The organism is Flavobacterium plurextorum, from assembly GCF_002217395.1.
In the GTDB taxonomy this organism is placed as follows: Bacteria; Bacteroidota; Bacteroidia; order Flavobacteriales; family Flavobacteriaceae; genus Flavobacterium; species Flavobacterium plurextorum.
On record NZ_MUHD01000049.1, the window covers coordinates 1 to 21,525 of the forward strand.

Genomic DNA, 21,525 nt, shown 5'->3' on the forward strand with positions numbered 1-21,525 from the left:
AATTGAATTAAAGAGATGTTTTACGGTTTCCTGCAAATTTCAGAAGTTTAATATAGTTATGTTTATAATGATTATTTTATAATCGTTTTTCACGCTTAATTCATTCATTTGAAATAATAAAAAACTAGAGAAATATTCGTGTCTTTTCAATTTTAAGTAGATTATAAAAACTTTATTATACACATATTAAGTGGACACAATACAAATAAACGAACCAAAATATAATCAACATACAATATGAAAAAAGAATACACATTTGAATTATTAATAATAGACCCAAGTGGCAATAGTGAAATTCAATCTCCAAAAAGTCTGTTGTATGGTTTACTTTCAACCGAGAAATTATGGGAAAATCCCGAAGAAATAGATGAGAAAGATAAAAAATTTATTAAAGATAAAAATTTAACTTTAAAAATAAAACCTGTTGATACAAGTTCCGTCCTTTACAATCTTTATGAATCTGCATTTATTTTAAAACTTGAATCAAATGATTTTGATAAACTTGAAAAGTTCAGATATCCCTTAGTCGTTCACTTAAAAAGTAGATTGAGATTTGAACACATCCGGATTCTAACAGATGATATTTCTACAGAAATTTCCAACAAAATTTATCCCTTAATAAATGAATTAGAGAATATTCTAAGGAGATATTTGGCAAAATTTTTTACGCAAAAAGTCGGGTTAGATTGGTGGAAACAAGCTGTTCCGGACAAGGTAATTGAAAAAACAAAAATGAGACAAGATAATGAAAATGTGTTTTCAAAAATTGTTGAAACAGATATGACTTTAATTGATTTTAATGATTTAGGAGAGATTATTTACAAGCATAAATTAGGTTTTAATAAACCTGAAAATCTAACTGATAAAATCTTATCTATCAGTTCTGTTGAAGAACTTCAAAAACTAAAACAAGATTTAGACGGAAATTACAATCGCTTTTTTAAACAGCACTTCAAAGATTTTAGCTTTGATAGTAAGTGGAAACAATTATTTCAATTAAGAAATAAAGTTGCTCATAATAACTTATTTATAAAACCGGATCTAGAAAATGCTCAAAACTTGCATACAGAAATTAAAGGTATCATTTTAAAGGCTGAAGACAAGATCGATGATTTTAGATTCTCCGTTGAAGAACAAGAAGCAATGATTAAAACTTCCAGTTCAAATATTACAACAACACCGCCAATTGACGATCAAATTCCAACCAATATAAAAATTGTAGGAAAAATAGATCTTCCTGAAAAGCTTGACAATAATTTTGAAATAATTTCAGAAGAAAATTTGCTTAAAGAATTAACAAGAGCCGAAGACTCTTTAAAATATAAAAACCTAACTTTTATTGGTCTCAAATCTTTCGTAACAAATGTTTTAGCCAGTAAAGGATATTCATTTGGACCAACATACGCCCAAATTAATGTTCTAAAAGACAAAGGGAAAATTGAAATTTACGATGTTGAAAACGGAAATGAGAATTCAGCTTGGCCTGTAAAAGCAATTCGTTTAGTGAAATAAATATGGTCCCCGCTCCACGAAGAGTGCTAATGAAACGCTACGCAAACGTCCCCGCTCTCAGAAGTGTTCCTTCCGAAGCGCTACGCAAATCTCTCTGACTTTGCGTAATTTTTTCACGTTCTTATAAATTATAAACCTATCAAAAGTCTCCCGACTTTTCACTAATTATTTTTATAACCATAAATGAATATGAAGTCAGGAAGTTTAATACGTTTCAGTTTTCAAACAAACTATATAAAATAACGCAAAGTCAGAGACATTTGCGCAGCGATGTAAATCACTTACTAACTTTAACTTAATAAAAAATGGAAATCAACGACATAATTACATGTATACTCTCTCTTATTGCAATCACGATATCAGTTTTCACTTATTGGGATAGCAACTACAATTTTAAACTAAAGACATCAGTAGGAAGACATTCGAAATTATACACCATAATTGTAGATAATAATGGAAAACGACCCGCTATCTTTCTAAATGTTTCTTTTCTAAATAATGGCGGAAAAACTGAAACTCTTGAAGATGTTAAATTATATGTAACAATTAGTGCAAATGGGAAAACTATTCTTATAGAAAATTTTATTGCAGAAAGAGAATTTACAGATATTTTTAATGATAATGCCACATTGACGGAGATACTACCAATTGTTGTAAGTGGAAAAAGTAATACCGTAAAAAAATACCTTTTTCGTTCCGAAACAACTATAGATCAACACCATATACCTTTCAGATTTGACTTAAAATTTACAATTCATGTAAAACAATTGGGAAAATGGATTGAACAAAGTACTTTCGAAAGTAAAAACAATTCAAATGTATGGCAAGATTTAACTTTAACAACTTCAAACAGTAGTATAATTAATTTAAAGACTATACAAAATGAAAAAAATTAATAAAACTACAAAAGAAGATATTTTATATTCTGCAATTAAAATAGGACTTAGCAGTATTCCCATGCTTGGCACCGCAGCAACAGAATTATTTGGTTTAGTGGTAACTCCTCCTCTCGATAAGAGACGACAAAAATGGATGGATCAAATTGCTGAAAAATTAAAATCATTAGAAGAAAACAATCAAGTCAACTTCATAAATCTTTCACAAAACGAGCAATTTATAGACACAATAATACAAGCGACAAGTATTGCAATCAAGACAAATGAAAAGGAGAAAATAATTGCATTAAGGAATGCAGTGATAAATGTAGCCCTAAATGAAACAGTGGAAAAAACAAAAAGTCAAATATTTTTAAATTTAATAGATTCATTTACTGTTTGGCATATTACCATTTTAACTTTTTTTGACAACCCAAATGCTTGGTTTCAAGAAAACAAACTGATACCACCTAATTTGACTATGGGAAGTCTCTCTACTCTTCTAAAATCTACATTCCCTACATTAGCAGAACAAGAAGAGTTAGTTGACTTAATGTGGAACGACTTACTAAATGCAGGACTTCATTATACCAATGGTTTAAAAACAATGATGTCTGGTGATGCAATTTTAGATAGTAGAACTACAAAATTAGGCAAAGAGTTTATACAGTTTATTTCGGAAAGTTGAAGTTACCCAGATCGCGCAGATATATCTCTACGGTTCGTTAGCGCGGATTTGTAATACGTGCCCGCAACAGTAAGACATCATAAAAATCATCAAAACAAAAAGCACCCGCTCTCAGAAGTGTTCCTTCCGAAGCGCTACGCAAATGTCTCTGACTTTGCGTAATTTTTTTCACGTTCTTATAAACTATAAACCTATCAAAAGTCTCTCGACTTTTCCGCAATCGATCTAAAATTATTATTTTCATAAAAAAGAATTAGCTAAAGTCAAAGACTTTGAGGCGTTTATGTTTTTAAAAAAATTACAGCAAAGTGGCGCAAAGTCAGAGACATTTGCGCAGCGGTTACAAATCTGCGCTAACGTTATGCAACAAAACTTTTTTTATGAATAAAAAGCTACACAATCCCGAAAGCTTTCGGGACTGACTTTGCGTATTTTTTTGCTCTCAAAAACCATAAACCTGTCAAAAGTCTCCTGACTTTTCCTGAATCATTTTAAAATAATGGTTTTCACAAGCATAAATGAGTTTAAAGTCAGAGACTTTAAGATGTTTCTGTTTTCAAACAAGCTATATGAAATGGCACAAAGTCACAGACATTTGCGCAGCGAGTGAGCTGTTTTCTGTCCTGATTGTTATCGAATATCGTAATAAATATAAAGATGATATTCAAATATCAATTGACAAAAATATTCCCTGATATATGAAAGCTCAGATTTGCAATCTTAGCTGAAAACAATGAGATCTAATACGTAGAAAAAAACTACAAAAAACACAACTCTTTATATATTTATAAATAAAAAAATATCAATCTTTGCGACACAACTAAAATCAGATTTTTAAAAATGAATACCAAAACGATATTAATCCTAATTTTTCTTTTATTTGGAAAATATGTTAAAGCTCAAAATAAAATTGATCAGATTTTCAAATTAAAAATTGAAAGAGCTATGATTTCGAGCGGAGATAATTTTCCCGATTTTAAAATAAAAAAAGATAGTTTAGATTTTTTATTATTTGCTCTTCATAAAGGTTATAGTGTCCAAGATTTTCAAAGTTTTACAAAGTTTAATGATGAAAAAATGGCAAGTAAAATTACCTTTTTAGAATCTAAAAATTGGCTTCATAAAGTTAATAATCAGTACAAACCAACTGTTTTTATTGCGGACTCAAAAGATGGTGAATTACTATATAAATACGCAAAACCTATTTCGAGTAAAATAACAAAATCTATTACAAAAAAGTTACCCGAAATAAAATCACTATTCAACACTACAGCAATTTCTAAAACCCAGAGTTTTGAAAAATGGTCATTTCTAATTCTAAGTGATGTTTTGTTAGACTCTTGGCAAATTAATAATGTCGAAAAAGAATTCCTTAAACAAGATGATAGACCTTTAAGAAATGGAAAACATTACTATTTTAAGATTAGCGAAAACACTGATTCTAGAACAGAATCTTTTGGAATTTATGGCAATCAATCGCATCAAATTGGCAATAATTACAGCAGTATTTATGGAAATAACAGAGACGGTTTTGAAAGTTCATTATCTAAAAATATAATCACAGAATCTGATAACCAAATTTTTGATGAAATGGCTAAAATCTATTTACCCGATTTATTGAAAGTTTTAGAAAGCGAACGAAATTACAGCAAGCAGATTTACGTTAAATTAGGTTACGACAAAGAAATATCATTTGAAGAATTTTTTATTTGGTGGTACCATTTCATTTATACACAATCGACAAATGAAATGAAAGCAAACGGAATTTTAACGATACCTGTAAGTGGAAATTTTGATTACACAATAGAAGAATAAAAACCGCCAATTCTGCAAAGAATTACGCATAAAACGCAAAGTCAGTCTCGAAAGCTTTCGGGATTGTGCAACAGATAATAAAAAACTAGCTGCCAAAAAAAATGAAAAAAAATTATATTCAGGTTTTGGATCATTAATTTTCTGATAAGCATTTCATTATTTTTTATTTACAGAATTGTGATTTCAGAAACAAATGTGATCGCGGGAAATTCCTTTGAAAAACTTCTACAGATTTTAGATCTCATAATAAATCTAGGTTTTTCTGCTGTATATTTTATTGCGATGATCATCTCTTCTTTTGCAATTCTTCTAAATTTGAAAGAAAAAATTAGAAATAATTTCTATTGGTCACTTTTAGCATTTTTAGGAATACCAACATTTTGCGTCCTTTTTATCCTTATTAATTTATTAATCGATATTTCCGTACACAATGTAACTATTCTAAAAAGGCCTGCCATTTTTTCAATAATTTATCTATTTCTTACAGCAATAGAGTTTTTATTTTTCAGAAAAAGAATCAACAAACTCAAAATCGAATAAACAAGATTCCCTTGTTCTGCAAAGGTTTCTGATTTACAACAAACGATATAAAACATTCTAAAGTCAGTACTATTTTCAACCGGAATCAATTGTAAATATGCGTACAGAATTGTCTCAAAATGAAACTAAAGAATCATCCGTTTTTCAAAAAATATAAAGTCATCAAGGTCGTATTATTAGTGCATCTAGTAACTTCTGTACTTGTATTTACTACTCAATTAGTTCATGGTTTTATAAATCAGGATATTGCAGGCAGTTTCAAAAAACCTTTTGAAAATTATGAAGCATTATACAATCCCGAAAAATATCTTAAAAAAGATATTTTTGTAGTTGACACGGCTTTTGTTCAGAGTGAAGTTTCTTCTAGTCAGGGAAAATCTACTTCAAAAGATCATACCATAATTCGCGGTAATTTATTGCATTCTAAAACAAAAAAAGAAATAGATTGCGCATACGTCAATTCAGCAGTGATTACAGGAGCATACACTTACAATCAAAATGTAAAAACGATCGAAGTACTTAGAAATACTCTTAATGATGAAGTCTTTTTAAACGATAAAACAGATCTTAAATCGCAAAAAATTGATGCTGTTTTGGGATTGTATTTTTATTATTCTTTTATTCCGCTTCTTATAATTCTATTCCTTTTAAAAAAGAAATCACATAACTAAAATTTGATTTTAATTGTAAAATTATTTCCTCGTTCAACCTTTAAAAAGTTCTAATGAAACGTAAAATTAGTCCCGAAAGCTTTTGAGATTACGTAGTTTGGATTACTCAGCGAAGACGGTTTATAAAATACATTATATCACTTCAAATATTAAAATGAAAAAAACATATTTTACGGTATTACTCTTTATAATTTTTAGTTGTGCGGATAACACAAATCTTGGTAATGATTATTATTATTTACCAGAATATGAAGCTATGGATATTGGTTATCCTAATGGTGCAATTATCTACAAAAGTTTTAATAAAAATGTTTTCAAGGATGTAAAAATAAGCGCAAATGTAAAAAAAGCTAAATCGAATATTAATTATATTATTGCCTTGCAAATACCTAAAAATTCTTCAAAAAGAAATTATTTTATTATAGATAAAAGATATGATAAAATTTATGGACCTTTAGAAAAAATAGACTTTTTTAAATTAAAATCTAAAATGAGAATTAATCTAAATTTTGATGAAAAATAAACGCCTGCTCTGCGAAGAATGTTTCATAAAACGACACGAAAATATCTTTGACTTCCAGATTCAGCTAAAAACAAAATTTAAATGAAAAAAAAACAATTAAGTTCAAAATTTACATTTTTAAAAAAATATATTCTTCCAATCTGGATGATAATCGCAGGAATATTTATGCTTTATACCACAATATTAAGTAAAAATTGGTTTATGGTAATTGTTATATTATTTGTGATTAATGGGATGGTATATACAGCCAGGAAATTTTTATTTCCATTAAGAAATGTTTTTCTAGATAAAGAAAACAGAAAAATGATAATTGAATACAAAAAAGAAATGATTGCGATTCCCATATCAGATATTAAAAAAGTGGAAGAACAAAACATATTAGGAAAAGTCTTAAACATAAGATTAAGTCAAAACTCTAAATTTGGTACAGAAATTATATTTGTTCCAAAAAATGACTTCATTATTCGCGAAATAATCGAATTAAAAAATATGTCCCAACTCAATGAAGAGTTCTAATAAAAGGCTACGCAAACGTCTCTGACTTTGCGTATTTTTTTGTTCTTAAAAACCATAAACCTCACAAAAGCCTCCCGACTTTTACAAATCATTCTAAAATAATTATTTTGATAAACATAAATCAGTGTAAAGTCAAAGACTTTGATCTGTTTCTGTTTTCAAACAAACTATATAAAATAGGGTAAAGTAAGTCCCAAAAGCTTTTGAGATTGCGCAGCGAAAAATGTTGTCACATCACATCAGATTCCAAATGAATTTTATGCAAATCATCTAATAACTCCATTTCTGTTTCTGGCAAAAGCTGTAATGCAATTTCTAGCAAAGTCATTACATTAATATCTGTATTTGCTGTAAAGCTGGACAAACTTCTAACTTCACTATTCAGTAAAACAATACTTGCTTTTAGTAAATCTGAAACCATTAGATTTAGTTCGTTATAACAGGATACTTTTAGCGGTACAGTAAACGATTTTTTATTGTCAGAATCTGGTTTTAGTTTTCTAAAGTCTTTTCCTTTATTCAGTAATTCTAAAAATTTATTAGTTTCTTCTGATTGTTGTGCTTCCATAATTTTTTAGTTTTTCATATCGAAACGAAATTAGAAATAACAGATTATTTTTAAGTGATTGTATACAATAGGTTGCATACAACTGAATATTCCAAAAATTTTTCATCAGCACAAAACCTCAAACAAATACCTATATATTTGCTATAATTAAATTACTTTAATTCTAAGCTAAAAAGAACATATATGGAAGAAAAATAATTAAAACAAAGAGAAGTTGCGCATGATGCCGAAATGGACATATAAAATTTAAGAAAATACATAAAAAATGAAAATAGGCACTTTATTTAAAATTGCTCAATCCTTAAAAATAAATCCAAGCGATTTAATTAAAGATTTATAATTTATTCTTTACATTAAAAAAAGCAATGTCGCCACGCTGTGGCTTTTATAGATGTACAATAAAAAAATCCTATAAATATATCGTCCCGCTGGGACTTAATTGCTTCATAAAATAAAGCCTGCAAATTTCTACTTTACAAACTGTTTCTATAAATTGCAAAATTCAAGCTCCAGCAGAGCGCAATATTTATAGCAAAATATACAACACCAAAATTTTAAAGCTCCAGCGGAGCGACATAAATTATGCTTTTATGTAGGGCGAAATGTCGCCACTCTGTGGCTTTTATAAATGCGCAATAATAAAATTCTATAAATATATCGTCCTGCTGGGACTTAATTGTTCAGCTATTTACAATCTTCCTTTTTCTAAAAATAATACACTAAACATTCATCAAACATCATGAAAAAAATATACTTCAGTTTTTTATTCCTTACTGTTCTTCCTTTTTTTGGCTTTTGCCAACAAGAACAAATTAAATCTTCGAAAATAAGTGAATTAATAATCACGCCGCAGGAAGACGGAAAAATAGAAGATGGCAAGTATAAATGCAATTTGTTCGACTGGCAAATCGAAATTCCTTCTGACTTTACATTAACGTCAAAAGAAAGAACAAAAGAGCTGGAAGACAAAGGTTATCAAGCCATGAAAGAAAACAGTTCTGAAGGAAAAAATATCAGCCGAGACGTGGTTACTTTGGTCAGTTTTGAAAAAGATAAATACAACATTTTCAGTGCTTCGTATGAGACATTAGCCGGCAAAAAGAAAATGACATTTGAAGAATACAAAGTTTTCGTTTCTAAACTTCTCGAAGAAACATACAATGGCAAGGGAATAAAGTTTGATATGGCAAAAAGCGATGTAAAACTTGGTAAATACGATTTCTACAAAATCCTGATTCATTTGTATCATCCTAAAACAGAACAACTTATTTTTACGCAAGAGTTTTACAGTTCTTACATAAACAATTGTGTTTACACAGCCAATATAAGTTATCAAAATGAAAATTTAGGATATTTATTGGGCTACAATTTTTTCAAATCGTTTAAATAAACTGTTCTTCATAACTTCCTGAATTTAAAAACTGCTTCATGAGCCACAATATTATTTTATAAAAAAATACGGCTTTACGTAAGGTTTTTCATTGCAAACGAATTACTTTTAAAAAAACTTTTTAACTCGTTTTTAAAACTTCCAAAACCAATGAAACTAATACTTAGCATCTTACTTTTTATTTTCAACTCGATTTTATTCGCACAATCCAATCAATTTGCGGGTGATTATACGCGTTCACTTTCGGATGAAGGGAAACAACATATAATTGAATACAAACTGAGCTTAAATCCCGACGGAACTTTTGAGTTTCATTCCTATTCCAAAATAAAAGGCGCAGCTTCGCCGGAATCTAACAAATACGGAAAAGGAAAATGGAGCGCAAAAGACAATATGGTTACCTTTTCTAGCAATAAAAAAGAAGATCTTGACGAAAAATACACTTTAGATTTCAATACTTCGAAAGCGAGATTTGTAACCAAAAATCCTAGAGATAAAACAGACCAAATTGTTAAAACAAAACTTCAATTTTTAGATTCGCAAATTCCGTGGATGAAAAGAATCGATATTTTTAAGATATAACAACATACAAGAGCAAATGCTTATCAAGAAAGCTGCAGGAAATTATTTTCTGCAGCTTTTTTTTAGTTTATTAACAAAAAAAATCAATCTTTGCGAATGAGATTGTAAATTCATAAAAAATCAAGTTCTAGCAAGTAACTTTCTAACACCTATTTTAATTATGGAAACAAATTTTGAAGCAGGAATAAATATCGCAATTAAAATTCCGAAGCAAAAATACGATCAAACTGTAGCTTTTTATCGCGACATTTTAAAACTAGAAGTAAAAGAAGTGGCTATAACAAATCCGACCGTTACAAAAACACATTCGGTTAAATTTGGTCATAATGTCATTTGGCTGGATTGTGTAGATAATTACACCCATTCTGAAACTTGGCTTCAATTAACGGTTCCCAATGTCGAAAAAGCGACAGATTATTTAAAACAAAATGGCGTAGAAACCTGCGACGAAATTGAGGAAATTCCAAAAAACATGCATTGGATTATGGATCCTGCAGGGACAGTTTTTAATTTACAAAAAACTCCAAATCGCGAATAAATAAAAAAGTAATTTTAAATACACCACAACTACTACTAAAAGCAAACGCTAAAAAATCTAATCTATAAACCACGAAAAAAAAGAATCTATTAACATGACAAAATCTGATACCGAAATTTTAAAGACTAAACAACATTTTGAAATCCTAGACGGCTTAAGAGGAATCGCCGCTTTGGCAATCGTAGTTTTTCATTTTATGGAAATCGTTTATCCGCCAAACGAAAATTTTATTGCCCACGGTTTTTTGGCCGTTGACTTTTTCTTTTGTCTCTCAGGATTTGTTATTGCCTACGCTTATCACGATCGTATTGACAAAATGGGAATTAAGGAGTTTTTTAAATCAAGGTTAATACGATTACATCCGTTAGTTGTTTTTGGTGCTGTATTGGGTTTTCTTGCCTTTCTTTTCGATCCTTTCAGCGGTCATTCGGCAACTTATGATACAGGCAAATTAATTTTGTTGTTTATTACTTCGATGCTTCTAATTCCTTTTCCTGTAATGCCAGATCGTTATTTCAATATATTTGGTTTAAATGCGCCGGCGTGGTCTTTATTTTGGGAATATATTGCTAATATTCTTTACGCGCTTTTCCTTCATAAATTAAGCCGTAAATGGCTTTTTTTACTAACGCTTTTGGCTGCCGCAGGAATTTGTTTTGTAAGTCATCGCGCGGGAGGTTCGTTGATGGGCGGATGGAGCGGAGAAACTTTTTGGGATGGATGCGCTCGTATTTCGTTTTCTTTTTTAGCAGGAATGCTCATTTACCGTTCAAACTGGATTATTAAATCAAAACTTGGATTTATTGGGTTATCTGTATTATTGCTGTTAACATTTGTAATGCCGTTTTCTGGTTGGAACTGGCTTACAGAACCATTAGTAGTTTTACTGTATTTTCCTTTGTTGATTGCATTAGGCGCTGGAGCTTCATTAACAGAAGGTTTTAGAAAAATTTGCGTTTTCTTCGGAAAAATATCTTATCCTTTATACATGACGCATTATGCTGTAATGTGGATTTTTGCAGGTTATTACACCAAATACAAACCCGCAGTTGGCGAGCTGACTTTGATTATAATTGCAGGAACAGCACTTTTGCTTGGTTTCGCTTATTTGACTATGGTTTTGTATGATACTCCAATTAGAAAATATCTTACTGATAGAAGAAAGAAAGTTTAATTTAAAAGAAACTTGCTTAATCCATTTTCTATAAATCGTTATGAATTTCTTTGCTTAAAACATGAAAGTACATTCAAAATTTAGGCCCTTATATTTAATTAGAAAAAACAGCCTTTTTCTCTTTACTTGTTTTTGTTTTTTAATTTTCTATGATAAAGTCGTTAGTGGAGTTTATGAAACAATTATATTATTTTTTCTATTTTTCACTGTTAGTATCTTTTTTCAAGTTATTAATCTTCGAACAATTAATGAAATTATTGTTTCAGAAGAAGGTATAACAAAAATAAATTTTGTCTCAAAAAAAGTAAACTTTATTCCTTATCCATTAGTAGCAAATCTAGATACTATGCGGGTTCAAGGAATGTCTGGAAAAGCAGGTCAAATAACTTCAGGTTATTTTGAAAGCATAGTGATTCTCAAAGACGGAAAAAAAATATTAATCAGCCCAGATTCTTTTGAGAATTACCAAGAAATCATTGCTTCTATTAGATCTCATGTGCTGAATTAATTATCCAAATAAAAATCTGCTAAACAATAATTCCTGCATCAATTTTAATCTCATAAAAACACATTTTAATTATTTGTTTTTATACATAACTTACTATGTGAAAGAAATATTTTTCTCTTTCGCCTTCTTTTTCACACCTAAAATCTATCCCGATAGCTATCGGGACTATGTGTTAAAAAACAACTATAAACAACAGCTAAGTTAAGTAGTTTTGTATTTTCGTGGTAAAACACTTATTTGGTATGAGTAACGACTTCTATTATAATTTTCTTTTGCCAGAAGAGCCGCTTGCTGACTTTGTAGAAAACATTGGTATGTTCTGCAATCCGTCAGATAAAGCAAAAGAAGTCGTTTTAATGCCAGACGGAAGAGTCGATTTGTTTTTTCTGCAATCCGATCAAGCGCCTTTTCAGATTGTATTAATTGGCTTAGAAACAATACCCGAAGAAAGAGTTATTCCGTCGCACACAATTGCGTTTAAAGTGAGTTTTAAACCGCTTGGTGTTGAATATCTTTTGCAGACTTCAATTGCTGATATTCTAAACAGTGCAAAAAATCTGCCCACAGATTTCTGGAATATTACTTCTGATGATTTGAAAGATTTTGAAGCTTTTCAGCAAAAAATAACAGCGCAGTTAAAGAACCTTTTACCAAAAACAATAGACGAAAGAAAACGTCGAATTTTTGAACTTATATATGCTGCAAATGGTGAAATAAAAGTGAAAGAGCTTTCGGAAAAAATAGCTTGGAGCAGCCGAGAAATAAACCGCTATTTTAATAAGCAATTTGGGCTTTCTTTGAATGCTTTTTGCAAAATTCTACGTTTCAAAGCTTCTTTACAGCATATTGCAAAAGGCAGACTATTTCCCGAATTAAACTTTACCGATCAAACTCATTTTATCAAAGAAATTAAAAAATTCTCTGGCGTTGTTCCCAGCGAACTCTTAAAAAATAAAGATGACCGATTTATACTATTATCTGTCTTGAAACAACAATAATTTTGCCTCGTATTACTAAAACTATACGAGATGTTATTACAAAATAAACAAGTTGCCATTATTGGCGGCGGTCCCGGCGGATTGACATTGGCAAGACTTTTACAACTGCAAAACGTGAATGTAAAGGTTTATGAAAGAGATTTGAACAAAAATGCAAGAGTACAAGGTTCGCTGCTCGATTTACATAATGATTCTGGACTTGCTGCAATTCGAAAGGCTGATTTGTTTGAAGAATTTAAAACCAATTTTCTTCCTGGTGCCGATAAAACTCTTATCGTAAACGAGCAGGCTGCTATATTTTTTAGTGACCATGATACCAATCGTGAGGAAGATTTTGACAATGAATATTTTCGTCCTGAAATTGATCGCGGTACTTTACGAAAAATATTGCTCGAGTCTTTACAACCCGAAACGGTAATTTGGAACAGTCATTTTGATTCGATGGAAAAACAGAATAACGGCTGGCAGCTGCATTTTAAAAATGGTTCGTCTGCTTACGCAGATGTTGTTATAGGTTCTGATGGAGCAAACTCTAAAATACGTCCTTATATTACAAATATCAAAGCCATTTACTCGGGCATAACCATGCTTGAAGGCAATGTTTATGATTCTCAAAAAGCAGTTCCTAACATTGATTCATTATGCAAAGGCGGTAAAATTATGGCTTTTGGCAATAACAAAAATATATTGCTTGGGCAAAAAGGCGGCGGCGATCTTGGCTTTTATGCCAGCTTTAGAGCAAATGAAAACTGGACTGCTGACAGTGGTTTAGATTATTATGATAAAACACAAATACTAAATTGGTTCAAAAATGAATATCCAGAATGGAGTACGATTTGGTACGAATTATTCGAAAATGTCACAACGCCATTTATTTCAAGACCAATTTATTGTATGCCTTTAAATCAAACTTGGGAAGCTTTGCCAAATGCCACAATTATTGGTGATGCTGCTCATGTAATGCCGCCTTTTGCAGGCGAAGGCGCCAATATGGCGATGCTTGATGCTTTGGAATTAAGGGAATGTTTAACTTCTAATAAATACAATACACTGCAAGAGGCTATTTCGTTTTATGAATTGAATATGCGTGAAAGAGCTTCTAAAGCGGCACAAGAATCTCTTGAAAATGGTGATAAAATGCATTCGGAAAATGCCTTGAAAATGATGTTGGATTTTTTTTCTGAGGAACTAAGGGATTAAAGCCTTAAGGTTCTGAGATACTAAAATGTTGGAACTCTTAATTCTCTTGTATTTTTTCTGGATCTAACCGTTTTAAATTCTACTATTGCCAATAATCTTGTCAATTCCGAGGAACAAGGAATCATACTCGGGATTTGACAAAAATTGTCGATTTAGATTGTGGAGTTCCTTGTGTGATCTCTCCTTCGTCGAGATGACATAAAATGAAATAAAAAAAAGTACCAATACGTGATTAAAAAAAACTTTGTTCCTTTGTTCCTAAGAACCTTTGCGCCTTTCTTATAAAAAATTCTTAATTTGCGCCTTCAAATAAGAAGGAGAAAAATGAAGGTCTGTATTGCTGAGAAACCAAGTGTAGCACGTGAAATCGCATCCGTTTTGGGTGCCAATACCAAACACGATGGGTATTACGAAGGCAATGGTTATGCTGTGACCTATACTTTTGGACATTTATGTACCTTAAAAGAACCTAACGATTATAAACCGCACTGGAAAAGCTGGGATTTGAACAATCTACCAATGCTTCCTGAGAAATTTGAAACCAAAGTAGTTCAGAATTCAGGAATCCAAAAGCAGTTTAAAATTATAAAAAGCCTTTTTGACAAAGCCGAATTGGTTATAAACTGCGGGGATGCCGGGCAAGAAGGAGAATTAATTCAGCGCTGGGTAATGAACGAAGCAAATTACAAAGGCGAAATACAACGTCTATGGATTTCATCTCTTACTACCGAAGCGATAAAAGAGGGTTTTGACAACTTAAAACCTTCTGAAAACTATGATAATTTATTCTACGCCGGATTTTCAAGAGCAATTGGCGATTGGCTGCTTGGTATGAATGCCACTCGTTTGTATACTGTAAAACATGGCGGTTACAAACAAGTTTTGTCTATTGGACGCGTGCAAACGCCAACATTAGCAATGGTTGTAGATCGATTTAAAGAAATCGAAAACTTTAAACCTCAGCCATATTGGGAATTACAGACTTTATATAGAGAAACTCTTTTTAGTTATGAAGAAGGTCGTTTTCTGAAAAAAGAAGATGGTGAAATTCTAGCTGAGAAAGTCAAAGAAAGTGATTTCGAAATTGTTTCTGTTGACAAAAAGAACGGAAACGAATATGCACCAAAACTTTTTGATTTGACTGGTTTACAAGTGTACTGCAATCAAAAATTTGGATTTTCGGCAGAAGAAACGCTTAAAATTGCGCAGTCTTTATACGAACAAAAAGCCATTACATATCCAAGAGTTGATACGACTTTTCTGCCTGGAGATATTTATCCGAAAGTAACCGGGATTTTGCAAAAATTAACGCATTACGCAGAATTGACACAACCGCTTTTAGGCAAAAAAATAAAGAAATCACCTAAGGTTTTCAACGATAAAAAAGTAACAGATCACCACGCTATTATTCCAACCGGAATAGAAATTAATCTGCAATACAATCAGCAGCAAGTTTATGATATTATTACAAAGCGTTTTATTGCCGTTTTCTATGATGATTGTTTAGTTGCAAATACTACAGTTATAGGAAAAGCTGCTGATGTAACTTTTAAAGCAACAGGGAAAGAAATCTTAAAAAAAGGATTTCGAGTTGTTTTTGAAGATCCAAACGCAAAAGAAAAAGAAGCCGATTTACTGCCAAGTTTTGTTGTGGGAGAAAAAGGTCCGCACGAACCTTCGTTTCTGCAAAAAGAAACCAAACCGCCCAATCATTTTACCGAAGCTACTTTACTGCGCGCCATGGAAACAGCAGGAAAACAAGTTGACGATGAAGATTTGCGCGAATTGATGAAAGAAAACGGTATTGGTCGTCCGTCAACACGAGCGAATATTATCGAAACGCTTTTTAAACGTCAATATATTGTTCGAAATAAAAAACAAGTTTTACCAACCATAACAGGAATTCAGTTGATTGATACAATTCAGAATGAACTGATAAAATCGGCAGAACTTACTGGTTCTTGGGAAAAACAGCTAAAAGACATTGAAAAAGGCAGTTTTACCGCCGCAGCTTTTATAAAAAACATGAAACGCATGGTTGAAGCTTTAGTCTATGAAGTACGAAGCGAAACCAAACATGCCAATATTTCGCATGCTGCAACAATCCAGAAACCTGTTGTTAAAGCAGAAAAAAAGAAAGCCGCAGGTATTTTGTCTGAAACCTGTCCGAAATGTAAAAAAGGAAATTTCATAAAAGGAAAATCAGCTTTTGGATGCAGCGAGTATAAATCTGGCTGCGATTTTGTCCTGCCTAATGTTTTTGCGGATAAAAAGATTACCGAAAGTCAATACTTGCGACTGCTTCAAAAAGGTTCAACCGTAAATATAAAAGGCTTTAAAACAGATTCTGGAACTGTTGAAGGTTTGATTCGTTTTGAAGAAAATTTCAAACTAAAACTAGAACCTAAGAAAACTCAAGCTAAACAGACAACAAATGAATCATCTGATTCTTTAACCTGTCCGAAATGTAAAAAAGGAACAATCTTAAAGGGAAAAACGGCTTACGGCTGCGCTGAATATAAATCGGGTTGTGATTTTAAAGTGACTTTTGATGAAGTTCGCGCCAAACTAAAAGATCAAAAACCTACTAAAGAATTGGTTTATTCTATTTTACAGGAAAGCGTTTAGTTTTTTTCTTGCCACTGATTAATAGGATTTGAATGATTCTTTACTTTGTGTGTTTGTTGCCACGAATTAAATTTTACGCAGATTTAAAAAGATTTTGTCTCGCGCAGATTATGCAGATTTAGGCAGATTTAATTTTGATTCTGCATGATACAAAATCTAAGATGTTGCGTGTAGTCTTGTTTAACACATAGGAACATAGGCTCTAGTTTCTTAAAAAAGGCGTTTCACTTAGTAAAAATGCACAAAGTATCTCTATGTGAAAGAAACGTGTTTCTTTTTACATTCTTTCTCAGCTATAAAATCTATGTTTCTATGTGTTTAAATAAAACAGTTTGAAGTGCAAAAAGCATTTTCATTTTTTCAAAATTTAACTCTTAGGAAAATGGATTCTTTACTTTGTGTGTGTGTGTGTGTTGCCACGAATTACACTAATTTTAACGAATTGATTTTTACGCAGATTTAAAAAGATTTAAGCAGATAATCGAAGATTATTTAACACAGAATCAAAATTAAATCTGTAGAATCTGCATGAAACAAAATCATTTTAATCCCTTTAATCAGTGGCAAAACATTTCCAATTTTTCAAAATTTAATTCGTGAAAATTCGTGTAATTCGTGGCATCAATTTTTTTCATACTTTAGTGCAATCAAAACTCATAAATATGTTTCAGAAAATTACTCTTTTAGCACTTGTTATAACAGCTGTTTCTTGTCAAAAAAAGGAATCTGTAGAAAAGGATAAAATCAAAATTGCCGACTGGCTTATTGGCAACTGGGAAAACAAATCGACTGACGGTGTTCTTACTGAAAACTGGCAAAAATTAAACGATAGTACTTTCAGCGCTTCCTCTTATTTTATAAAAGGTAAAGACACTATCCATTTTGAATCTATTATTTTGGCACAACTTGGAGAAACTTTAACGTATAAAGCAACTGTAAAAGGGCAAAATGATGACAAACCAGTTTCTTTTGCATCAACTTTAGAGTCTGACAAACAATTGGTTTTTGAAAACGCTAAACACGATTATCCTCAAAAAATCACTTATACCAAAAGCGCAGATAATACTATAACCGCTGAAATCTCTGGAAATTTGAATGGAAAACCAAGTTCAGAGAAGTTTGTAATGACGAAGAAGTAGCATAACTTTTTCAATTAATAATGTTTGTAAATTCAAAAATGAAAAGAACCCTTTTTTTATCAATCTTTTTTTTTACCAGTTTTACTTTTGCACAAATTAATATTTCAGACTTAAGTGGAAAATGGATTAAGTATAAAATTGAAATGAAAGATGGAAGTAAGCTTTTCGATCGATTTACAAAAGATTCTACTTTTTTAGAATACACGATAAATAGAAACACACTATGTCTAAATTCAAATCCAATACATAAAACTAATCAAAGTTGCTTAGATTTTAAATTAAGAAACAACGAACTTATAACATCTCAATATTCAAAATACGTAATAGAAAGACTCAGCAACGACACTTTAGTTATGTATCAACATATCGAAAACTTATCAGATGATAAAATAAAAAGATTTTTCTTCGTAAAAGACGAAATTCTTCTTTCAAAATATCAACAAAAAAATATCAACAAAAAAAATATTATAGCATCTAAAGAATTCACACCTAAAACTTCTTCAACTATAGAATTAGATTTAAATAAGGCCTTTAAAAATAATTATTCCAATTTTAGAATTGCCGGAAACTTAACTATTTTCCCAAAAAAGAGAAAAATCAAAACAATTATAAATTATTCCACTAAAGCGGATTCAATAAGAATCAAAATAATAAAAACTGTTATAGACAATTCCATAGACAAATGGAATCTAAAGAATTTTGAAGAATATGATTCTGTACAATTACCATTTATCTTAGATAGTGAAATAACAAAGCGCTATTGGGGAATAAAAGTAATTTTCTTTACAAATGATATTCATGAATTTGAAATTGCTTACGGAGACAATTTAGAAAACAACAGAAAATCTGTAGATTTTTTCAATAAAGCACTAAAAGCTTATGAAAAAAAAGATTTTTTATATGCTATACAATGTTTCTCGGAATCTTATAAACTAGATCCAAAAAATTTAGATGCCTTATATAATAAAGCAACAGTCTATTTTGAATCTGGAGATCAAAATAATGCTTGCAAAACTTGGAAAGAAATATCTGATTTAGGTCAAGTAAATGGTAAACAACTGTATTCAAATAATTGTAATCTTAATTAAAACAAGATTCTACTAAACCTTTTATCTCATTTTAAAGATATTTTAAATACAAATTTTTGCTATAACATAATTCTTTCGTTCATAATTTTACTTAAAAAGGTCTACGGATTTTTAGAACTGAAATTCAGTTTAAGCAAAGATTATAAGCAATATACATACCAAAAAAATCAATCAATCAACAATTTATTGCCAAATAACAATAACCTTCAAAAAAAATCTATTCGTTCTCCCCTATCTTATTGACCATAAAAATCATAAGTATTCCTAAAAGTGCCATTACTAAAAAGGCCCATTTCATACTAAGATATTCGGAGATAAAACCAACCATTGGCGGCACTAATAAAAATCCGAGATAACCAATTGTAGATATAGAAGTTAAAGCTGAACCGCTGCTTAATGTTGATGATCTTCCAGCAATACTAAACACAAGCGGAACTACACAAGACACTCCAAAACCAATTAAAACATAACCAAAAATAGTTGGATAAGCGTACGGCAGAATAAAGCAGATTCCAAATCCTACTGTGATTAAAACGCCGCTGTAAAATAGAATTCGTTTGGTACCAAATTTCATTACACCATAATCACCAAACAAGCGTCCTAAAGTTACGGCTGTTGCAAAAAAGACAAATGCTGCACTGGTTAACTTTGGCGAAGCTTTTAGTATGTTTTCGAAATAAATTCCGCTCCAATCGTACATTGTATTTTCGCAGGCCATTGAAACAAAGCAAATCAAGGCAAATTTTACCAGATTTTTTTCGGGCATCGAAAAGAACTTCTTTTTTACTGGAACGGGTTCATTATGAATACTCATTGGATAAAAACAAGCTGTCAGCGCCATCATAAAAACGCTTACTCCTAATAAATGATGCGATGGTGCAATTTGCTGCGTTACCATAACATAACCTAAACCTGCACCTGTAAAAACGGCAATACTCCAAACGGCATGAAAACGAGTTATGATCGATTTGGGATATAATTTTTGAACCTCAAGAGATTGTGCATTTATGGATAAATTAAAAATATTACGCGAAGCTCCAAAAATTAAAAGTACAAAAACCAGCTGCCAGACAAACGCAACCAATCCTGGAAGTGACAATACAATATTGAACATGATTGCTCCCAAAAGCATAATGTATCGACTGCTGTATTTATTGAGCAATCTTCCTGTAAAAGGCATTGTCAGCATTAATCCAATTGGAAATGCGAATAAAACTGCTCCAAATTCGGCTTCAGATAAATGTAATTGTGCTTGTATATGCGGAATTCTAGAAACCCAAGAAGAATATCCAAAACCTGAAAGGAAAAAAAATACAGTATTGGCTATACGATATCCTCTAGGTGTATTTTGAATTTTTTTAAAGAATGGTAAAATCATGAAGGCTTTTTTCAGATCGCAAAATTAGGGCTTTTTAAAAGGAACTGCGACCCTTTTTGCTTTTTCTATTTACAAAATACCAATTCAACTGTTTTACCTTCAAAAATATAACAGCAACTTTTCATTTTAATAATAAATAATGACTTTAAATACATAAAAAACAAAAAATACTTAAATGTGTTTCATTTACAAACACCAAGTAAAACCAAGGTTTAAACAAGCCGAATAAGAATTAGCTTTAAAGATTTTTGTTTTTATTTTTAATTGTTCTAAATAAACTTTAAGTTTGTACCATTATCATACTTAACAAATTAATCTTGATCATATGAAATCAAATACTTTAAAAACAATAACATTTTTATTTTTAGCATTCTTTGCCGCTCCTCAACTTTTTGCTCACGCTCTTTGGATTGAAACTAAAGCTGCTGGAACAAAAGGCAAAGCGCAAGAAATCTCGGTTTACTTTGGAGAATTTTCAGATAATGACATTACAAAAGCGGACAAATGGTTTTCTGATTTAAAAGATTTTAGCTTAATATTGGTTTCTCCTTCAAAAAAAGAAACAAAACTTACTGCAAAAGCTTTAGACAATAAATATCAAACTTTTTTTACTCCTGATGAAGACGGAGTTTACACGGTTGTAATGCATCATAAGGTAAAAGATGTTTACGGAACTATGGTTCTTGATTACAACTCAAGCGCAACTGTTGTTGTTGGAAATAAAACTGCTGGAAATTCTGCTTCTGCCAACAAAAATGTAATCAGCGTATTTAGTGAAAATGCCGACAGTACAAAAAAAGATGCAAAAATAAATGGTGTGGCTTTATATGATGGTACAGTTGCAAAGGAGCAAAAAATAAAAGTTATCGCTCCAAATGGCTGGGAAAAAGAATTATGGACAAATGATAAAGGCGAGTTTTCGTTTACGCCAATCTGGTCTGGAAATTATATGGTAGAATTTGCTTATACTGAAAAAGCTGCTGGTGAACACAATGGCAAAAAATACGATGAAATCTGGAAAATGGCTACTTACTTAATCACGGTTAAATAATTTTCAATCTTTTTTTTAGATCAAATCACGAAGTTTATCTTCATGAAACCTTGTTCTTTTGAGCAAGGTTTTTTTTAGTGTTAAACCGTCAACATTAAAATAACATTAAAACAACCTTATAATAAAATTAAATCAACATTAAA

20 protein-coding genes are annotated in these 21,525 nt (G+C 31.0%); 18 read left to right on the plus strand and 2 right to left on the minus strand.

Annotation, left to right across the window (positions count from 1 at the left end; all coding sequences use genetic code 11):
- Positions 1-237 precede the first annotated feature (237 nt).
- The 7 genes from B0A81_RS20675 to B0A81_RS20710 all read left to right on the plus strand — a co-directional run bounded on the left by B0A81_RS20675 (position 238) and on the right by B0A81_RS20710 (position 7,140).
- Positions 238-1,512, plus strand: a complete 1,275-nt coding sequence (locus B0A81_RS20675) for a HEPN domain-containing protein (protein ID WP_089059765.1) — start codon at positions 238-240, stop codon at positions 1,510-1,512.
- A gap of 305 nt (positions 1,513-1,817) precedes the next feature.
- A complete protein-coding gene (locus B0A81_RS20680) occupies positions 1,818-2,408 on the plus strand; it encodes a hypothetical protein (protein WP_089059766.1) in 591 nt (196 codons plus the stop codon).
- Positions 2,395-3,075, plus strand: a complete 681-nt coding sequence (locus tag B0A81_RS20685) for a hypothetical protein (protein WP_089059767.1) — start codon at positions 2,395-2,397, stop codon at positions 3,073-3,075. Before B0A81_RS20680 ends, B0A81_RS20685 begins: the two co-directional genes overlap by 14 nt.
- 840 nt (positions 3,076-3,915) lie before the next feature.
- Complete coding sequence (locus B0A81_RS20690; RefSeq protein WP_089059768.1) at positions 3,916-4,890, plus strand: hypothetical protein; 975 nt, start codon at positions 3,916-3,918, stop codon at positions 4,888-4,890.
- 659 nt (positions 4,891-5,549) lie between these two features.
- Complete coding sequence (locus B0A81_RS20700) at positions 5,550-6,101, plus strand: hypothetical protein (RefSeq protein ID WP_123922215.1); 552 nt, start codon at positions 5,550-5,552, stop codon at positions 6,099-6,101.
- Between the two features lie 154 nt (positions 6,102-6,255).
- Entirely contained in the window at positions 6,256-6,624 is a 369-nt protein-coding gene (locus B0A81_RS20705) for a hypothetical protein (protein WP_089059771.1), read from the plus strand.
- An 81-nt stretch (positions 6,625-6,705) separates the two neighbouring features.
- On the plus strand, positions 6,706-7,140 hold the full coding sequence (locus B0A81_RS20710) for a hypothetical protein (RefSeq protein ID WP_089059772.1): 435 nt from the start codon (positions 6,706-6,708) through the stop codon (positions 7,138-7,140).
- A 229-nt stretch (positions 7,141-7,369) separates the two neighbouring features.
- Here the strand turns inward: B0A81_RS20710 and B0A81_RS20715 are convergent, their stop codons facing one another.
- A complete protein-coding gene (locus tag B0A81_RS20715) occupies positions 7,370-7,708 on the minus strand; it encodes a hypothetical protein (RefSeq protein ID WP_089059773.1) in 339 nt (112 codons plus the stop codon).
- Between the two features lie 739 nt (positions 7,709-8,447).
- Here B0A81_RS20715 and B0A81_RS20720 point away from each other — a divergent pair.
- The 10 genes from B0A81_RS20720 to B0A81_RS20765 all read left to right on the plus strand — a co-directional run bounded on the left by B0A81_RS20720 (position 8,448) and on the right by B0A81_RS20765 (position 18,953).
- Complete coding sequence (locus B0A81_RS20720; RefSeq protein WP_089059774.1) at positions 8,448-9,098, plus strand: hypothetical protein; 651 nt, start codon at positions 8,448-8,450, stop codon at positions 9,096-9,098.
- 150 nt (positions 9,099-9,248) lie between these two features.
- Complete coding sequence (locus tag B0A81_RS20725) at positions 9,249-9,680, plus strand: hypothetical protein (RefSeq protein WP_089059775.1); 432 nt, start codon at positions 9,249-9,251, stop codon at positions 9,678-9,680.
- Between the two features lie 160 nt (positions 9,681-9,840).
- Positions 9,841-10,218 (plus strand): VOC family protein, encoded by a 378-nt coding sequence (locus tag B0A81_RS20730; RefSeq protein WP_089059776.1) that lies wholly within the window; start codon positions 9,841-9,843, stop codon positions 10,216-10,218.
- A 94-nt stretch (positions 10,219-10,312) separates the two neighbouring features.
- Entirely contained in the window at positions 10,313-11,392 is a 1,080-nt protein-coding gene (locus tag B0A81_RS20735) for an acyltransferase family protein (RefSeq protein WP_089059777.1), read from the plus strand.
- 61 nt (positions 11,393-11,453) lie between these two features.
- Positions 11,454-11,900 (plus strand): hypothetical protein, encoded by a 447-nt coding sequence (locus tag B0A81_RS20740; RefSeq protein WP_089059778.1) that lies wholly within the window; start codon positions 11,454-11,456, stop codon positions 11,898-11,900.
- A gap of 242 nt (positions 11,901-12,142) precedes the next feature.
- The gene (locus B0A81_RS20745) at positions 12,143-12,898 is read left to right on the plus strand and encodes a helix-turn-helix domain-containing protein (RefSeq protein ID WP_089059779.1); all 756 of its coding nucleotides are present in this window, start codon (positions 12,143-12,145) and stop codon (positions 12,896-12,898) included.
- Between the two features lie 30 nt (positions 12,899-12,928).
- Positions 12,929-14,098: an FAD-dependent oxidoreductase gene (locus tag B0A81_RS20750; protein ID WP_089059780.1), complete on the plus strand. Its 1,170-nt coding sequence runs from the start codon at positions 12,929-12,931 to the stop codon at positions 14,096-14,098.
- Positions 14,099-14,422: 324 nt separating this feature from the next.
- A complete protein-coding gene (locus B0A81_RS20755; protein ID WP_089059781.1) occupies positions 14,423-16,726 on the plus strand; it encodes a type IA DNA topoisomerase in 2,304 nt (767 codons plus the stop codon).
- A 662-nt stretch (positions 16,727-17,388) separates the two neighbouring features.
- The gene (locus B0A81_RS20760; RefSeq protein WP_089059782.1) at positions 17,389-17,865 is read left to right on the plus strand and encodes a DUF6265 family protein; all 477 of its coding nucleotides are present in this window, start codon (positions 17,389-17,391) and stop codon (positions 17,863-17,865) included.
- Between the two features lie 38 nt (positions 17,866-17,903).
- On the plus strand, positions 17,904-18,953 hold the full coding sequence (locus B0A81_RS20765) for a tetratricopeptide repeat protein (protein ID WP_123922216.1): 1,050 nt from the start codon (positions 17,904-17,906) through the stop codon (positions 18,951-18,953).
- A gap of 217 nt (positions 18,954-19,170) precedes the next feature.
- On the opposite strand, the gene B0A81_RS20770 is transcribed toward B0A81_RS20765, so the two are convergent.
- Complete coding sequence (locus B0A81_RS20770; RefSeq protein WP_089059784.1) at positions 19,171-20,331, minus strand: MFS transporter; 1,161 nt, start codon at positions 20,329-20,331, stop codon at positions 19,171-19,173.
- 325 nt (positions 20,332-20,656) lie between these two features.
- On the opposite strand from B0A81_RS20770, the gene B0A81_RS20775 reads away from it, so the two are divergent.
- Positions 20,657-21,382, plus strand: coding sequence for a DUF4198 domain-containing protein (locus tag B0A81_RS20775; RefSeq protein WP_089059785.1), 726 nt, complete (start codon positions 20,657-20,659; stop codon positions 21,380-21,382).
- Positions 21,383-21,525 lie beyond the last annotated feature (143 nt).

Excerpts from the sequence above, each read along its gene's own strand:
- B0A81_RS20685 (WP_089059767.1), top strand. The coding sequence starts at position 2,395 with ATGAAAAAAATTAATAAAACTACAAAAGAAGATATTTTATATTCTGCA.
- B0A81_RS20770 (WP_089059784.1), bottom strand. The coding sequence starts at position 20,331 with ATGATTTTACCATTCTTTAAAAAAATTCAAAATACACCTAGAGGATAT.
- B0A81_RS20735 (WP_089059777.1), top strand. The coding sequence starts at position 10,313 with ATGACAAAATCTGATACCGAAATTTTAAAGACTAAACAACATTTTGAA.
- B0A81_RS20745 (WP_089059779.1), top strand. The coding sequence starts at position 12,143 with ATGAGTAACGACTTCTATTATAATTTTCTTTTGCCAGAAGAGCCGCTT.
- B0A81_RS20720 (WP_089059774.1), top strand. The coding sequence starts at position 8,448 with ATGAAAAAAATATACTTCAGTTTTTTATTCCTTACTGTTCTTCCTTTT.
- B0A81_RS20765 (WP_123922216.1), top strand. The coding sequence starts at position 17,904 with ATGAAAAGAACCCTTTTTTTATCAATCTTTTTTTTTACCAGTTTTACT.
- B0A81_RS20750 (WP_089059780.1), top strand. The coding sequence starts at position 12,929 with ATGTTATTACAAAATAAACAAGTTGCCATTATTGGCGGCGGTCCCGGC.
- B0A81_RS20740 (WP_089059778.1), top strand. The coding sequence starts at position 11,454 with ATGAAAGTACATTCAAAATTTAGGCCCTTATATTTAATTAGAAAAAAC.
- B0A81_RS20705 (WP_089059771.1), top strand. The coding sequence starts at position 6,256 with ATGAAAAAAACATATTTTACGGTATTACTCTTTATAATTTTTAGTTGT.
- B0A81_RS20760 (WP_089059782.1), top strand. The coding sequence starts at position 17,389 with ATGTTTCAGAAAATTACTCTTTTAGCACTTGTTATAACAGCTGTTTCT.
- B0A81_RS20755 (WP_089059781.1), top strand. The coding sequence starts at position 14,423 with ATGAAGGTCTGTATTGCTGAGAAACCAAGTGTAGCACGTGAAATCGCA.
- B0A81_RS20715 (WP_089059773.1), bottom strand. The coding sequence starts at position 7,708 with ATGGAAGCACAACAATCAGAAGAAACTAATAAATTTTTAGAATTACTG.
- B0A81_RS20775 (WP_089059785.1), top strand. The coding sequence starts at position 20,657 with ATGAAATCAAATACTTTAAAAACAATAACATTTTTATTTTTAGCATTC.
- B0A81_RS20690 (WP_089059768.1), top strand. The coding sequence starts at position 3,916 with ATGAATACCAAAACGATATTAATCCTAATTTTTCTTTTATTTGGAAAA.
- B0A81_RS20725 (WP_089059775.1), top strand. The coding sequence starts at position 9,249 with ATGAAACTAATACTTAGCATCTTACTTTTTATTTTCAACTCGATTTTA.
- B0A81_RS20675 (WP_089059765.1), top strand. The coding sequence starts at position 238 with ATGAAAAAAGAATACACATTTGAATTATTAATAATAGACCCAAGTGGC.
- B0A81_RS20710 (WP_089059772.1), top strand. The coding sequence starts at position 6,706 with ATGAAAAAAAAACAATTAAGTTCAAAATTTACATTTTTAAAAAAATAT.
- B0A81_RS20700 (WP_123922215.1), top strand. The coding sequence starts at position 5,550 with ATGAAACTAAAGAATCATCCGTTTTTCAAAAAATATAAAGTCATCAAG.
- B0A81_RS20730 (WP_089059776.1), top strand. The coding sequence starts at position 9,841 with ATGGAAACAAATTTTGAAGCAGGAATAAATATCGCAATTAAAATTCCG.
- B0A81_RS20680 (WP_089059766.1), top strand. The coding sequence starts at position 1,818 with ATGGAAATCAACGACATAATTACATGTATACTCTCTCTTATTGCAATC.